This window comes from Bacillus sp. H1a (assembly GCF_000633475.1).
Taxonomy (GTDB): domain Bacteria; phylum Bacillota; class Bacilli; order Bacillales; family Bacillaceae_G; genus Bacillus_A; species Bacillus_A paramycoides.
On sequence record NZ_AYMH01000082.1, the window covers coordinates 1 to 16,326 of the forward strand.

General features: G+C 31.1%; 9 protein-coding genes and 3 pseudogenes. 5 read left to right on the forward strand and 7 right to left on the reverse strand.

Annotated features, from left to right (window positions below):
• The first annotated feature begins 823 nt into the window (after positions 1 to 823).
• The 3 genes and pseudogenes from U860_RS0128755 to U860_RS0128765 all read left to right on the forward strand — a co-directional run bounded on the left by U860_RS0128755 (position 824) and on the right by U860_RS0128765 (position 4,351).
• A complete protein-coding gene (locus U860_RS0128755) occupies positions 824 to 2,533 on the forward strand; it encodes a hypothetical protein (protein WP_025151195.1) in 1,710 nt (569 codons plus the stop codon).
• A gap of 804 nt (positions 2,534 to 3,337) precedes the next feature.
• Positions 3,338 to 3,886: pseudogene (locus U860_RS32180) on the forward strand (site-specific integrase); the annotation flags it as partial.
• Positions 3,887 to 4,087: 201 nt separating this feature from the next.
• Positions 4,088 to 4,351, forward strand: a complete 264-nt coding sequence (locus tag U860_RS0128765; RefSeq protein WP_025151196.1) for a hypothetical protein — start codon at positions 4,088 to 4,090, stop codon at positions 4,349 to 4,351.
• 513 nt (positions 4,352 to 4,864) lie between these two features.
• On the opposite strand, the gene U860_RS32185 is transcribed toward U860_RS0128765, so the two are convergent.
• The 5 genes and pseudogenes from U860_RS32185 to U860_RS36690 all read right to left on the reverse strand — a co-directional run.
• A complete protein-coding gene (locus U860_RS32185; RefSeq protein ID WP_240184502.1) occupies positions 4,865 to 5,710 on the reverse strand; it encodes a hypothetical protein in 846 nt (281 codons plus the stop codon).
• 467 nt (positions 5,711 to 6,177) lie between these two features.
• On the reverse strand, positions 6,178 to 6,555 hold the full coding sequence (locus tag U860_RS0128775; RefSeq protein WP_025151197.1) for a hypothetical protein: 378 nt from the start codon (positions 6,553 to 6,555) through the stop codon (positions 6,178 to 6,180).
• Positions 6,556 to 6,875: 320 nt separating this feature from the next.
• The gene (locus U860_RS0128785) at positions 6,876 to 7,607 is read right to left on the reverse strand and encodes an SDR family oxidoreductase (RefSeq protein WP_081806977.1); all 732 of its coding nucleotides are present in this window, start codon (positions 7,605 to 7,607) and stop codon (positions 6,876 to 6,878) included.
• Between the two features lie 427 nt (positions 7,608 to 8,034).
• Entirely contained in the window at positions 8,035 to 8,865 is an 831-nt protein-coding gene (locus tag U860_RS0128790; protein WP_025151199.1) for an alpha/beta hydrolase, read from the reverse strand.
• A gap of 385 nt (positions 8,866 to 9,250) precedes the next feature.
• Positions 9,251 to 9,529, reverse strand: a pseudogene (locus U860_RS36690) (hypothetical protein); the annotation flags it as partial.
• Positions 9,530 to 10,922: 1,393 nt separating this feature from the next.
• Here U860_RS36690 and U860_RS0128805 point away from each other — a divergent pair.
• Together U860_RS0128805 and U860_RS0128810 are read left to right on the forward strand one after the other, a co-directional pair.
• Positions 10,923 to 11,345, forward strand: a complete 423-nt coding sequence (locus U860_RS0128805) for a hypothetical protein (protein ID WP_002175004.1) — start codon at positions 10,923 to 10,925, stop codon at positions 11,343 to 11,345.
• A gap of 4 nt (positions 11,346 to 11,349) precedes the next feature.
• Complete coding sequence (locus U860_RS0128810) at positions 11,350 to 12,804, forward strand: cell division protein FtsZ (RefSeq protein WP_025151201.1); 1,455 nt, start codon at positions 11,350 to 11,352, stop codon at positions 12,802 to 12,804.
• A 34-nt stretch (positions 12,805 to 12,838) separates the two neighbouring features.
• Here the strand turns inward: U860_RS0128810 and U860_RS0128815 are convergent, their stop codons facing one another.
• Both U860_RS0128815 and U860_RS35460 read right to left on the reverse strand, forming a co-directional pair.
• Positions 12,839 to 13,579 (reverse strand): MerR family transcriptional regulator, encoded by a 741-nt coding sequence (locus U860_RS0128815; protein WP_025151202.1) that lies wholly within the window; start codon positions 13,577 to 13,579, stop codon positions 12,839 to 12,841.
• A 2,342-nt stretch (positions 13,580 to 15,921) separates the two neighbouring features.
• A pseudogene (locus U860_RS35460) lies at positions 15,922 to 16,014 on the reverse strand (IS6 family transposase); the annotation flags it as partial.
• Positions 16,015 to 16,326: the final 312 nt, after the last annotated feature.

Below are 16,326 nucleotides of genomic sequence, written 5' to 3' on the forward strand. Positions count from 1 at the left end.
CTTGCAACATGTCTGCTCTTTCTTTTCCCTATTCCTCTTTACTTGCATTCCTTTTGCGCTTTTCTTTCCTTACCTCTACAACTTGCAACATGTTTGCGGTATCCTTACCCTATTTCGTCCAACTTGCAACAGTATAATTTTTTCTCAACCTAATACAATACACAAAAAATTGTTCTATTTTATAATTTTCAAGTGATTTTTTTATACTTATAGCAAGTTATTCAAATAAAATGCAACATGTTTGCGGTATCCTTACCCTAACTTTTTTTCCATTTTCAATCTAATCCCTTATATATCAAGGAATTAACTGCTTTTTACTTATTCATGTACATATAACTCAGCTTGCAACACGTTTGCGGTATCCTCACCCTTATTTTTCGCATAAGATGCAACAGTGTTTGCGGTATCCTTACCCTATCGTAATTCAAAAAAAACCTAATTAAGCCTATCATATCAGCGATAATTGGTATATTTCATAATTAATAACTGTACTTCTTAACTTGCAACACGTTTGCGGTATCCTTACCCTAACTTTTTTCCATTTTCAATCTCCTCCCTTATATATCAAGGGAGGAGATGTTTTTTCACTTATTTTTATACATATAATTCAACTTGCAACACGTTTGCGGTATCCTTAACACAAAAAAAATTAATAAAATTCTCATATCCCTTGATACACCTAGCTTTATAAGCTGTTGCAAGTTGCTATCTTTCCTCTTAAAGGAGCACCTTGCACCAATTTTCGATTTGCTATAATCAAAATTGGTATATTTTATAGTATTTTGGCATACATTTCGAATTTTGCAGAACGGAGGTGAAAAAGATGGGGAAATCATTTATTATTCAAAATCAGCGTAGCTTAAATGGAAAAACAACAAACGCAGTTTTAGTAACACTAAAATCTTGGCAAAAGTTTGTGGAAACATTTGAGGAGAAATACTACAGCTATAAAGATACATATTTAGAAGATATTCTGCAGCACATGACATACGAAGAACGTATTGCGGATGTAGAAGGCTTTGTCGAACAAGCTAAACCATCTTTTTCACGTCGAGCAAAATCTGCACTTACAGAGAAAACAGGAAGAAAACATAAATTATATGGAATTACGAATGCAGATCTTGAAGTGTTCTTATATCTACATAAAAAATGCTTTACAAATGGTGTCATTCCAAATGTAACAATACATATGATGTGGGAAGATTACAAGCAATATAAAGAAGAATTTGCTTATATCCAGCACTCCCAATTCTATATTGCTTTGAAAAAATTAAACTTACATAACATTATCTCCATTGAAAATGGAGTTGATGGCCGTTATACAATTAAACTCACTCATTTTATGAATGAGGAAACAGAAAAGGTAAATCCTTACGTATATATTAGTCCTGTTGTATTTACAAAGGCGTTCTTTAAGTTATCTGTAGCAGCTAAGAAACTATTCTTAGACATCGCTATGCAGCAACATACAGAAACAACTTTAAAGCGTTCTTTGGACAAGCAGGATGAAAGAGGAAACAAAACTCACTTTGGTGGAATGTATCGTTTCTTACATAAAAAATATCCGCACCAGATCCATGTGGTTATCGAAGAATTAACAACTGCATTACCATGTACGGGAAATCCCCTATTTAAAATTTGTAAAATGCAAAAAGGTGTAAAGCATACCAAACGATATACAACATTATATCTATCTATCCATTCGGACTTCTTATGTACGAAAGAATCTGGAGAAGAGCAACATAGGGATCCATTTACACCAAAAGCTACATATGCTCGTAAAGCGAAATTCATTGAATCAGTCCTACAAGAAATGAATATCGGTGAACTGTCTGCAGACATGAATAAATTCATTCATGTTTTAAAGCATACTTGTCATCGTCAAATTCGCAGTGTAATTCGTGGACTTCGCGACATGGTTGATCGAAAAGAAGGATATCCAACGAAAATTGTATATACATTGAAAAAACTATTGCATCAAACATCTCAATATCAAATTCTTGATACAGCAGCAAAAGAAGGTATATACCCTCTTATTGCGCAACATATACCAAAAGAGAGAAATAGTGACCGTGAACAAGCTGTCTTTAATTTTGGTCTACATTATTCAATGTACTCTCTTCACAACATTAAGAAGATGTTTAAAAATGTGCATGCACTACTGAAACAAAAGTTTGCGGTACCAGTGACTGAAGAATCTTATCACCGTAATTATCTAAAGTACCAGGAAGAAACGTTATTTAGAAAATATGCATATGATCAGGGAGTGAATCTCCATGCATATATCGCTTTAGAAATTGAAATGCGTGAAAAATTAAAAGTTCGTGGCCATAAAGAACGCACAATTCCAAGTGATGTACGTGAATGGTTTATCGGAGCAATTGATAAGCTGCCACAAGAAAAACTTCGTGTTATTGAGCTACCAAAACAGTTTAATTTACTAGCGTTTATGCGTACCTTCGAACGCTTAGTACGTGCTGGTGTAACAATAACAGCTCCAGATCAGGTGCTAACCGCAATGGAAATAAAATAATAGCAACAAGCTCTCTATTTTTGAAAAAATCGAAAGTGGAGGGCTATTCGTGTTTGTTTCATTCCCCCCCCTTTTTCTACTACTCTATTTATCAATACCAAATCAGAAGGACTTCATGTAAAATGGAGTCTTTTTTTATACACTTCTATACAAATCCTCTTCTACCTATAGAAGAATCTCCACACTACACATTGAATATTCTTCACGTGTAGTAAAACATCCAATTTTATATCTACAAAAAATCAAAAGGATATTTATAAAAATAGTAGATATGAGGACAAATATAATCAAATGTGAATAATATTTTCCCAATACCCTTGAGAATACTAGTGTCGTTGAATTCATCTAATAAAAATCATCAATAATAATGTGAGTTATGTGTAAATACTGAGTAATGTTAACAAATAGCTGCATTATCTGAACAAATTGTGGATAATTGAACGCTAAATACTGCTCCATTTACCAAAATACAGAAAATAAGCCCTATTTACATGGTTGAATAAATATAATGTGATTTGTATCAATTTCTTTCCGATTTCATGTAGAAACATATAATTTTCTTTCTGCTTTTTTGTAGAATTGAAAGTCTAATAATCCTTAAATCTACGGATACATTTTCTACTATTTATGATTTTTTACGTTCTCATATCTAATTTTCCCTTGTGGGAGTAAGTCTTTTCCCTATTTTTGATAACCTATAAAAGTTTTATCTTTATTTCTTTTTAATATATAAGATATATATTTATAATAGATTTTAATATTACTAGTTACAACGGACATAACTTTTTTAAAGGCGTTCTATAGGGATTAACAGAAAGACAAGCTAATTATCACCTTCTAATTATGGATAGAAACGCTTGTATAATAAATTTAATAGTAAACTATGGGTTGTCCTTGCAAGAGCTTGTATCACTTAATATGAGCCATATACAGTTTGCTAGAAATATCTTAGTTGTTCCTGGTGAAAATGGAGTAATAAGGCATGTCTCCTTAACTGAGGAAAATACGAAGCAGCTTTACAAATACTATACAACCATTCCGGAACCTGTAAGGCCTCAGCAATATACAGATAATCCCCTATTGGTGGCATTTGATTTTAATCGAGGTACGTATCGATGGGTGTACGAAAATGATGCGCCAAAGGCTTTGTCTGAGGTTGCTGTGCAAAAGATGATACGACTTGAAGTGAAACGAGCAGAGTTAAATGGGCGTATTTCTGCACAGCAGATGAGGAACACATTTATTTTCCGTCTTATTAAGTAAGGAATAAATGAAGATGAATTGGTAAGTAGAATGGGATTCAAAACTAAGATATCCCTAAAAAGATATTTCCGATATTTACAACAAGTGTAGCTTTGAAATAAAGTTTAATTTAAAATAACGTACGAACCTGTATTTTACGGAAGACTCAAAAAATGTATTTTGAAAAAAATCGATTAAAATAGATTCTACAGTTTTAGATACAGAGGGAATTTTTATAAAAATGTTTGTTTATTCTAGGGTATGTTTTGTTGAACATTAGACACTCCAAAAATGAGAAGGGATATATCTATTATGTTAAACCATACAACAGGAGAAGATGTTGTTGTTTTATATGCTGAATTAGAAGACCACGAGCATATTATAGTGAAAGTTCAAATCAATGATAAAATAGGCATGGTTAGACTTGGTTATTGGGAGCCAAGAATTATTCCTGAAACATATAGTCCTTACCGATTGGAAATTCTAATTGAACTTAGTAACTACATCGAGATGGAAGGGAAATCATTTCGTAATGAATTTGAATATATGAGGATGAAAATTTTAACATTCGGTTAAGCTGATTATTCGTTCTATTACTGTGATAGAAGTATTTCTTCAGGTGCACCTTTAAAATAAAGTTTAATCAAAACGCACTTAGAATGGTTTATGTAGCCTTGGAATAAAGTTTGATTAAATTAACCTAATAAACCTTGATAAAAGAGACAAATAGAAAAGCGTGTTTTGAAAAAAAGATTGATCAAAACACACTTTTTCTATATTCAATTGAATCATCCTTTTATAAAAAAGTTTGATAATTTTTGTTATCCTTGCTCAATTAAAGCGCCCGATTGTTGAATAGAATGACTCACATTTTTTTAAACAACTTTATTATCACTTTACAGCGGAGGTAAAATAATATACCAAATCGGATTCCATATTAATTATTTTTCTCTTTTTTTAAATCGATTTGTTTTTGTATTTCATTCTGTGCTTCATCACTCATTTCAAATGCATACTTATGAGACCAGTACTTTTTTGTTACAGGATTGTTTTCCACCCTTACAGTGACATCTTTTTTGGAATCTTCATTTAAAAATCGTTAATTTTTATTTCATGCACTGGATTCGATGGTCTATTTTCTGTCTTGCTTGAGTTTATACTCTTTTCAAATGTTTGTTTAACGATTGTTAAATTTAAGTTGTACTTCTCTTTAAAAAATTGAATCGCATCAGATTCAGCATTTTTTCGGATGTTCGTTTCTTCTTCAGGAGTAAGAGCTGCTAGTTTCGCCTTCTCTTCAGCCTGTTGGTTATTTTTAGATAAATTCATTTCTCTTTCGTTTTCTTTTGAATCAAAATCAACCAACCATTTTTCCTGTTTATAGTGCGCTTCAATAGAAGCTGTACAGGAATACCCATCTATTTTTTCGTCTTTTTGTTTATCGCAGTTTAATAATTCATACCTAATCAATAAACTAGGATGCTGGGGACTCCCCGTACCCTCATTCCATTGCAGCATACTTTGTTTAATCTTATCCGTAATCTTAATGGGACCATTGTTTTTTTCTACTGCCTCTTTTACCTGATCTGTAAATATGTAGTTTTCTTCATGTTTACCATAAATGCTTAAAGGGATCTCTAAAGCAAGCCGTAGTATCAACCAAGATAATGCATAATAAGTCAACATTCTCTTTATAGAGAATATACGAAACATAGCAAGTACAGCGCCAATACATATTAGTGGTAAACCTATATAAAGTAATGGAACAGTAATTATAAATGTAAAAGCTGTCATGAGAAGAATACCGTAAACCAAACTGTTATATTGCGGAATCCCCTTGCTGTATGCAGATATAATTAAGACCCAGATGTAACTTGTTGAAGCGAGAAAAGCAATTATATAATACGTCTTATTTCTTCTGTTTTTCTCTGCCATTTTTTCACCATCTTTGCCATATTGAAAATCTATTTTTTAGTTTAACATAATAACCCCTCGAAAATTATCTATTCTGAAAATACAATGCTATGAATGTAGATTTTAAAAAAAGTTTGATTAAAATGAATTCTTTTTTAACAGATTTAAGTTTGGTTTTTATAAGAAAGTTTGATCATTTTCTACCTTTGATCTTCAAAAATCGCGGCAGCCGCTTACACATTGGCCATATTTATTATCACCCACAGCCGTCACCATGCTGTCAGATTTAAGTCCAACGGTATGACGACAATCCGCCGCTATGGTATCTTTAGGCCACCGTTTCACCTTTAATATAATGTGATTTTACCACGCGGAATAGTATGATATACCCATTGAAATGTGATTGTAACACATAAGAAAAAGCCTTGTTGTATAAACAAGACCTTGTCACACAATGGTATATCTAGTATCCTCTGAAACACATAAATTTAATTTGTAAGTTCTTTTAGGATTTTCGGCAGCCGTTCCTTTTTAAAGACAAACTTGAAAGATTGATTGTCTTTTAAAGTAACTTGAATTGCTCCATTAAGTATACTAGTTAGTTCTTTACATTCCGTTATATCGAAGCGATGAATTCCGATGGCGAGTTGAATGCCCAAATTCATTTGTTGTTTATATACAAGTAATCTTTGGTTTGTTATCACTAAAACAATTGGCATATTCTCTTTAGTGAGCCAAGAGATTTCAGGAAGAAGTTTCATCACCCAATTAGTAGGGGCAGTTCTTCCAGTAAAGACATCGATAATTTGTTCATTAGGTTCTAAATCATGTTTAACTTTTTCTTGATATTTAACAGAAAGATTCATTTTTATTTCCCTCTCATAGTGGAATTTTTAGTTTATTACATAAAGTCTGCCGAATTTAATTTTTTAATTTCTCCTATTAATTCTCTTAACTTGATTTCAAACCCTTCAGACAATCTTTAGGTGAACATCTCCCTTGTACGACAATGATTTATTGTAATCAATTTAAATTGTTTTCCTTTCTTTTTGCATAATGGACAAACAATATCACTAGTTACACCTTTCGAAGCGCCGCAGCAGTCTCCCATTTTACATTGAACCTCCTTTTACAAAATTCACCACTAAACCAAAGTGTATATTCGTATTAATAAAGGTATAATACTTTAGGAAACCTTGGGACAAGTAAGGGATTTTCCATTGTCTTTAGATGTGATACTTAGCATATACGGTACAGCAACATGTGACCAAGCTTCAGCTGTTGGAGAACTCGATACATACTCTGGTGCACATGACTGTAACATCGAAGTATGAATTCCTCCGCCTGGATCTAGCGCAACTACTGCCAGTTCTTTCGGCAATTCTAGTGCCATTGATTGGGTTAAACCCTCTATAGCAAACTTGGACGCGCAATACGGTGCAAGTTCTGCCTCACCGGATCGTCCCCAACTTGAACTAATATTGATTATGATCCCTCGTTTATTATGAATCATAGCCGGTACAAACGCCCTTATCACATTGACTACACCATTCACATTGATATTCATAACATTTGCAAATTCTTCTGAAGAAATAGTCCAAAGCGTTGCATTTTTATTTACAATAGAGGCATTATTAATAAGTAAATCCGGTGCACCGTATCGCTGAAGAATATATTCACCCCAAGCTTTAACAGCCTTATCGTCTGAAACATCAATGGATTGAAAATCATGTTTGTTGTCAAAATGTCTCTTGATTTGTTTTATCTTACTTTTGGAACGACCACATCCAACAATCAACCAACCTAGTTCAGAAAAACGGTCAATTAATGACCGACCTAATCCTTGTGTTACCCCAGTGATTATCACAAGTTTTTTATTATTTTCCCTATCCAATTGGTTTCTCTCTCCCTTCAACATTTTGATTCTTAAATTTATTTTACATTTTTTCAATTAATGATACTTGCTACATATTGACTAGATTTTTTACAACTTTAGTAGTAGAAAATTTTTTAATAAACTGGAAATTTTTCGAAAGTCGCTACCCTTAGGACAGAACAGTAGAAGCTATCTCAAAAGTCCTTTTTAAGAAAAAAGTTAAGCATATAAAGCAATAATAAAGTTATTGAATTTTGTTATGAAATATATATAAGCCTTGCACATTGTATTGTAGCAAGGCTCTTTAAGGTTGTTTAATTTCTATCCATTTAATTATATTTACACTCAAAAATTAACAATAAAGTTATTTAATTCCTATTGAACTAAAGCACCTGTTAGTTAAAGAACAACAAAATGAACTGACAAGCAATAGATATGGAAATTAGGTTAAAGAAGTTAGTAATTGCATTTACTCGCTTGATTTGTAAACCGAATTGCTCCTAATTAGCCAGTCTTTGATTAGTCCTTGTACCATTTTTCGTTTTTCTATCTGAAGCATATGACCAGCACCATCTAAAATGGAAAACGTAGCATTCGGAAATTTTTCTAGAAGAAAGAAGTGATCTTTATACCCACAGATAGAATCTTGTTTCCCTAGAATGATGAGTGCAGGTTGTGTAAGTGTACCTACATTATTAAGTGGTTCTTCAGAAAGAAAATACCCTTTCTCTCTCCAATTTGACATTAAAAAATTTTTATTAGCTAACAATCGTCCAGGTTGGATTTCGTTTAAAAAGTATTTAAGGTTCTCTTTATTTTGATAATTCATCAATGTTTCAAAAGCCATTCTTATATCAGAATCCAATTCTTTTAATAAATCTTCATCTTTTGTAACGACTATTTTTTTAGGAAGATCTCTATCTTTCAAATGAAGTGAAGTAGCCAGCAAACAAATACTCTTTACATTTTTATGTCTATGGTGCAAAACACCTTGTGCCAAATATCCTCCAAATGAAAAACCAATAAGAGAAAATGCTTGGTTAGGAATTGTCATATTGATAAAATCCAAAATATTTAAAAGCATATCATCTGAAGAGTTGAAATTTTCGTCAATTAAACTTCGACCGTGAGCAGGTAAATCTATATATATTCTCTGAAAACCCTGAATCTTATCAAAAATTGTCTCTATCCAAGCTTTCATAGATTTATGGTCTGTACCCATTGAATGCATTATTAATATTGGAAAACCATTACCTACGGTTTCATAATAAATACTACCTTTTGCAACTAAGCAATCCATCGGAATTTTTCTCCTTATTCATGCTACTTTTATCCGAACCAATTTATGTCCACTTACTATAGATAGTTCTGTATTAAGTTAAAAAAACCTTTTGAACTGCTTGAAAGAAAGATTTTTAAATAACTTTATTATCACAGTACAAAGCAAACAAAAAATAACTCCAAAATTAACTTTTGTCGTATATTTGGGAGTTGCTTGACGTTTACATTTAAAAGCAGCATAAATACACCAAAATAAAAAGACGTATTCTATTTATAGAACACGTCTTTTTATTAATTTATGTCTATCTTTTTAATCACAAGTTCTTTCTTACTGATTATATCTTGAAAATGTTCTTCTTTATTTTCTTCTATATATTTCATAAGTTCTTCGAATTCCATTATTATCACCTATTTCCCTTAACCTTTATTAATTGTTCTAATTCGAATACAGACAGTACATTAATGTGTAAAAATTTTTTTAGAGCATTCCAAAACTCTCCATGATCAATTAATGATACCTGAAGAATGCTTTCCCAAACATCAATCCCAACCTCGTTATATTGAGGATTCCCTTTTATGAGGCAACCTTTTTGTATAGTAAACGAGACCGAATTTGGTTCTACAGCTTGATGAAGTTTAAGTGAAGGAACCAAATCAATCGGAGCATGTAAATGCATATTATTCAAGGATTATAAAAAGGCTTTTTGATAACAAAGAGTAATTTTCTCTATCTTTTATTCGAAAGTTAACTTCTTGTTTGTGGTGAAGTGCCCTCTCCTATTTCTGCTACTGGTTCAGTGTAAAAATTCAACTTTTTCTTTTAGGCGTTTTCTCTTGTATAGGATCATGAATTCACTTAGACAAAAATTAATGGTTGTTTCTACTAAATCATTAGTACGTTAAAAATGTGTCTACAGGTTCTTAACATATAGGTTCCATTCACATGAAATTAATCAGTTGTTAATTTTATGTGATGTTGTAATTGCTATCATCATTTCTACTAAATTACGAAAGCTTTTATTGTAATGTAAGTATCACTTTGATGTTAATAAGATAAGACCTGACTGTTAATAATCTTTCATAGCAATGATGTAATTTTTTAGGGTAATACTATTAGAATGTCCAGGTTTAAGAGATTATTTACAAGGATTTTAAGAACTTTTGCATCAGTCAGCTTAACCCTGAACTCTCTTTTTAACATGTTGAATATAATTTGAGATGCTTTCTGTTGTTCATATGAAATTAACAACCTCTCTTAATGACTTTCCAGGAATGACTGAATTTGACAAGGAATTGAATTCAAATGAGGCACAGAGCATATTTTTTCTGACAACATATACATTAATGTGAGCTAACAAGTACTAAGTGAAGAACAGTGCATTAACATAACATTAACAATTATCGTTCCTATAAGAGATAAATCCTGTTAAAACAAATAGGTAATAAAGAAAAACTTAGTATGAATTGTTATAAGATCTTCATGAAATCTCCTTAGTAATATACATACATACATACATACATACATACATACATACATACATACATACATACATACATACGTCTGATAGTAGTTGTTTGAGTATTAAAGATTTTAAACGTGATTTATATAAGGTGTATAAATAAGGTTTATATATAAAGTTTGTATAAGAATCTTATAAAAATTATTAACATGTAATAGATATATAATATTTAATTTACCGTTGATATAACGGCATTTGTATATACGACTTATATATAAGATTTTCATATAAGGCGTATAATAACATTTGTGAGTTTCATGTTAATAAGAAGAGGTGATTTTTTATGTGTTTTTATCAATTTTATTCCGGATATTTTAGTATTCTTTATTAAAATGTAAATCACATGAAATTTAAGATTGATATAACATGTATACGCGTTATATATACGTCGTATATATAAACCCCTATAAAATATAGAGTATTTCTGATTTAGTTGTTATAAGTCTTATATATAAGTCCTATATATAAGTTTTATTTATAATGACTTGATATACAACGTGTAATGATGTACTATGTTTCTAGGAATAATTAACCAATGCATTAAGGGGGGGACAACTTGAACGAGGTTTTAAGTGAAAAATATCAAACAATCAAGTTTGTAGATGAAGTAGTAAACATGTTTGCTGATATACTTGAACAAGATGAGATACTCTACAGTGTATTTCTATACATAGGAAACGTAGTAAATAAACAATTTCAAGAGACAAAGTACATGAGGGGCATATCTATTAATGAAATAGTGGAAAATGTAGTTATTGATAGGAGAGTAAAGAAGAAAAAAGGAAAATCCTATTCATTAGAAGTTGAACGTACAAATATATCTAGACGTTCAGCAGAAATAAGTGTGAGTACGCTATCATCAATGTCTTTAATCTATGAAAAGACTATGCACCCATATAAATTTTTAATCTCAACTTATAGAGGACAACAAGTACTTATTGAGTTAGGGAAAAGAAAAAAGGTAAATAAGGAGAGATAAAATAATGGCAAAAAACTTCTTGAAGAATGAAGTAGCAGTTAAAATGACGATGGTTGGATTTGGTCAAGCTGGTACTAGAATGGTAGATAAATTTGCGGAATATACACATACAGATGGCACAGCAGTATATAATTGCCTAGCACTAAATAGTAATGATGGAGATCTAGCTGAATTAAAAAATGTACCAAAAAGCAATCAAGTTTCACTTAAATTAGGTGGTTTAGGTAAGAACCCTGAGCGTGCGGTAAAAGTTCTTGATTCAAATGAGGAAGCAAAAGAAAAACTAAAAGAATTTATTACTGAGCGTGTAAGACCTTCTGATGAACTTGTTTTATTCTTTGCAGGTTTAGGTGGAGGAACAGGAACTTCTACAATCATTAAAGCTATTGAAGAATTTTCGGCTTTTCATAACAAGCCAGTAATCAGACAAGAATTACAAAAAGTTGCGCAGGAATATCCAATGGCTGAAATCAAAGCAAATCAAGCAAAGTTTGCGAGAATTGCCTTTGAAAATGCTATTGAGCGCAAAGACTTTATTAAAATGGGGATTGTTGTAACACTTCCTGTCCGAGCAGATGGGCCGGATGTATTACGACAAGTAAATAAATTTTCACAGGAGATTTGGAAATTAGCAAATGATAAATCAAAAGGTGTAGCATTTGTAGTATTTGCTGATAACCAGCACTTTTACGATGAATTTAAGGAATTAAATGAAAATGAGAAAAAGGGTATTGCCAATTCACGAGATTATGCAAATCAACGCATTAGTGAAATTATTCATGAGTTAAATACAGCTGCCAATGGATCTGGTACATCTGTAATACTCGATTCCCAAGACTTTAAACGTATTTTACTTGAGAAGACGGGCTGTTTAGTAATTAATAAGGTTTCACGTAATATGAACCAGATAGAAAATAGCCATGCAATTATAGAGATGTTCCAAGAATCATTAAGAGGAAGCTCTTTCCATCCCCCAATTGATTTGATGAAGAAGAATAACGACGGTTCTGTTGAAGCGTCAAAAGTACATCATTTTGGTATGCTCGCTATCTTAGATGAGCAAAAAAACATTAATGATTCCTTTATGGATGATGCTAAGGTAGAAGTTTCAAATAATCTACCTATAAATGGTACAGTTTTTAACGGATATTTGGTAAGTAAGAATGATTTCTTAGGAAGTGTATATACGTTCTATAAAACTGATGCATTACCATCGAGATTATCTAAAGGGTTAGTTGAAGAATTTAATGAGTTTAAAGAAAGACAAAGCCAAATTCAGTTTACAAAGTCTCAAATTAGTACTATCGAGAGTATAGATGAGGATGAGGATTTAGGTTTTGCATTTGGAGATTTTATCGATATGGGTAGTGACGAAGAAAATAATGATGCTGGAGCAAATGAAGATGCTGAATTAGCGGATTTTCTAGATCCAGATAAGATGTTCGGCACTACAAAATAATAAAAAAGTCTGGATCTTTATCCAGACTTTTTTATTATTCCACAGTATTCATAAGAGATTTTATATAATCAATAATATTATCCTGTATGTACTGCTCAATGAAGAATTGCTTTTTACCCAAATCTTCCTCTTTTTTAAACCAACCTACTTTTCTAGTACGTTCTTCTTCAGATTTACTATTCCACAGGCTTTCTGCTTGTTTTCTTAGTTCCTGTCGTGCTCTATGCTCAATAATGAAATTATCAAGTCTATCTTGACGTTGACGTAATTTTAGGGTTTCTGCATCCTCTGGTTGCGGTAATTGTTTAAGTATACTTTCTACCCTCTCTTCATAATGAGATTGAATATGTTTTATTTTTTCTTCTAACTGTTTAGTTACCATTTTTTCAATAATTTCTGCAGTGGCTTGAAGGTTTAATTCAGTAGATACTTCACTTGTTTGATGCTCTGGTGATACTGGTCTTAAATCAAATTGGTGTGGTAAAAGGTCAATAATTGCATCTAAAGACCATTTCTCATCCCTTTTTTGCTTTATAAATAGAGCAATTTCAAGATCTAAAGTATTATAGAGTTTTTCGTTTGTATTTTGGGTTCTTAACGTTTCGTGAAGCCCTTTTTCCTCTAGAATATTGAACCAATTATAAACTGTATTATGATGACGTCCGACTAGTTTAGAGAATTCCGTTATCCGCCATGCTTTTTCGAAAACATTATCATTTAATATGTCATCATCGTTAATTTGATGGTCTTGTGTTTCGTTTTTTTGCTCAATCATTGTAGCTACCTCCTTAAAAATCAACTCATGAACACCCAATTTGTAATTAACATGTGAACTGAAATTAACATATTAGACAGTATTTCGATAATATTCATGTGAATCCCTACTTATTCAGTAACTCACATGAAATATAAAATTGACATGTAATTGAATGCTTGTTAACAAAACATTAACTGTCAATACAGAATGCACTTGATTTGTTGATGTTGTTGTTAACTTTAAGTATATAAATTGTAATGTTCTATCAATGGAAATGCCTATCTTTTATGTTTGTTACATTACTGATAGTTGCCATGAGATTAACAAATCATGTTACTTAATATTAATGATAAGGAAATGTAGGTGTTTTGTAAACAAGTTATAAGGATATAATCAATGATGTTATGGAAAAACAACCAGATTAAATTAGGAAACTTAAATTATAATGTATAAAAGCTAGAAAAAAAGGTAATAATACTACTAATTTAGTAGTATTTCGTGAGTTAGAATGTATTTAGTGATCTAGGACCAGAATCTACATAAATAAACTTTAAGGGTTAATTCCCGCTCTATGCTGCGATTAATATGATATGTATGAGTATTTTAATACGGTATGGAATACTTGAGGTAGATTTATGTAGTTACGTTAATACTAGTGATTTCTAAACAGCCTAAAGACGTCGTTTATCTAATATAAAACAGCATTTTTTATATTAAAGGCGGAAATCATCTGATTTAGGACTAGATTTTGGCTTAGTACTGAGATTAACATGAGATATGAAATTAACATAGAAAGGATTGTAAAATGATGACCTTTGTTAATTGTTAATGTCTTATCAATCGAAAGACTATCGGGTACTACTGTATTTGTGGTATCTTTCTTAAAGCGCGCCCTTTCATATAGTGTGTTTAATAACTACTTTAATTAATATGAAGTTCAAATGTACTAAAATTCTATTCCAATCAATTAAACAAGTCTTTTGATACCTCTTTAATGTTAGTTAATTAATTGTGGACACAAATAACATAATAAATAAAGAGAATAAAACTAACATACGCATCAGTTATCAGACGATCCTGGTAAGAATACCTATAATATTATCATTAACACGAGATTGATATTCAAACACTTCACCATATCTATTGTTAATTTCATATCAACTAAAAAGATATAATATTAACATTGTAGTATCCATTCTAAACTTTATGAAACTACAATGTTTATGGAAGTATGTCAACAAAAATGCGAGCTGTCATATAGGTTATCAATAGATTGAAGTTTTATATTTTGTTGCAAGTCCAGCTTGTAGGCTTTATAGCTATTTATAATTCTTTCTATTAAGAAGAGTTTCTTATAAGGTTGCTAATGATGTCAAATGAATATGTATACTTATTGTGTTAGAAATGTTGATATAAAATTAACATCTCTCTTTGTGTTTCTGATTATATGTTAACGTTGGTTGATATGTTAATGTGAGTATGTTTTGTAAAAAGGTTTTTATTGTTTACATGACATTAATATGGGAGTTAAATATATATTAAGCAATTTTAAAAAATCGGCTGCATATAAAGATTTTGGAGTTTTTGTACAAAAACTCCAGATCTCTTGTAAATAATTTCTTAGAAATAGTATTATGCTAAAACATGTTTGATTGACATGGGAAAGTTTGTTTAAATGAAAGTGACAAGAACCTGAATGCATACTGTTAATAGTAAGAAGTTATCTATAGCGCAATTCCAAGTGGTAGGCCCTTTAGCTATTTATAATTCTTTCTATTAAGAAGTGTACCTTATAAGGTTGCTAATGATATCAAATGAATATGTATACTTATTGTATTAAAAATGTCGATATGAAATTAACATTTCTCTTCGTAGGTCTGATTACATGTTAATGTGAGTTGATATGTTAATGTGAGTATGTTTTGTAAAAAGGGTTTTTATTGTTTACATAATATTAATATGGAAGTTAATTATATATTAAGCAGTTTTGAGAATTCGACTGTATATAAAGATTGTAAGGTTTTTGCACAAAAATTCCAAATTTCTTGTAAGCAATCTCCTAGAAATAGTATTATGCTAGAAAATGTTTGATTGACATGGGAAAGTTTGTTTAAATGAAAGTGACAAGAACCTGAATGCATATTATTAATAATAAGAAGTTATCTATGGTGCAATTCCAATTTTTATTTAGACTAATTATAGGTTGTATTTCTTATAGAACTTAAATGAGAAGAGGTTAATAAGATTTTTAAAAATAAATAGTAGATAAAAGTGATAAAAACAGGTAATTGCTTCATACATGCAATTACCTGTTTTTTATGTACTTTGCTGGTCCTTAATTAGTACTATTTTGGGTTATGGAAGCTCAAATTGTACCGTAGGTACGACCTTACTGTTAATAAAATTAGTTCGGGCTGATAATGCTGCCATTTGAACAAATTTTCCTTTTTCATACTAATCACACACCTTTTTCTAGAGTAGTAATATCAGTATGTCCAAGTTTTATAGATTTTTTGCACCAGAACCAGATATAGCTCTAGTTCCTGTTGGTTTGCTATGAATAAGTGATGTTATGTAAGAAAGGTGGTACAAGTTAATAGATGGCAATAGGTAAGATGCCCCTAACGGATTGATGCAAGGGTTAATCTTATCTATTGTCATCTACATTCAAATATAAAGTATTAGAAATGATGGTTATAGCTAACTGGTATATCCATTCTAGGGAAACCGCCCATATCCATTCTAGGGAAACCGCCCATACCCAT

Coding starts and splice junctions, on each gene's coding strand:
- U860_RS0128755 (WP_025151195.1), top strand. CDS start 824: ATGGGGAAATCATTTATTATTCAAAATCAGCGTAGCTTAAATGGAAAA.
- U860_RS0128765 (WP_025151196.1), top strand. CDS start 4,088: ATGTTAAACCATACAACAGGAGAAGATGTTGTTGTTTTATATGCTGAA.
- U860_RS32185 (WP_240184502.1), bottom strand. CDS start 5,710: ATGGCAGAGAAAAACAGAAGAAATAAGACGTATTATATAATTGCTTTT.
- U860_RS0128775 (WP_025151197.1), bottom strand. CDS start 6,555: ATGAATCTTTCTGTTAAATATCAAGAAAAAGTTAAACATGATTTAGAA.
- U860_RS0128785 (WP_081806977.1), bottom strand. CDS start 7,607: ATGTTGAAGGGAGAGAGAAACCAATTGGATAGGGAAAATAATAAAAAA.
- U860_RS0128790 (WP_025151199.1), bottom strand. CDS start 8,865: ATGGATTGCTTAGTTGCAAAAGGTAGTATTTATTATGAAACCGTAGGT.
- U860_RS0128810 (WP_025151201.1), top strand. CDS start 11,350: ATGGCAAAAAACTTCTTGAAGAATGAAGTAGCAGTTAAAATGACGATG.
- U860_RS0128815 (WP_025151202.1), bottom strand. CDS start 13,579: ATGATTGAGCAAAAAAACGAAACACAAGACCATCAAATTAACGATGAT.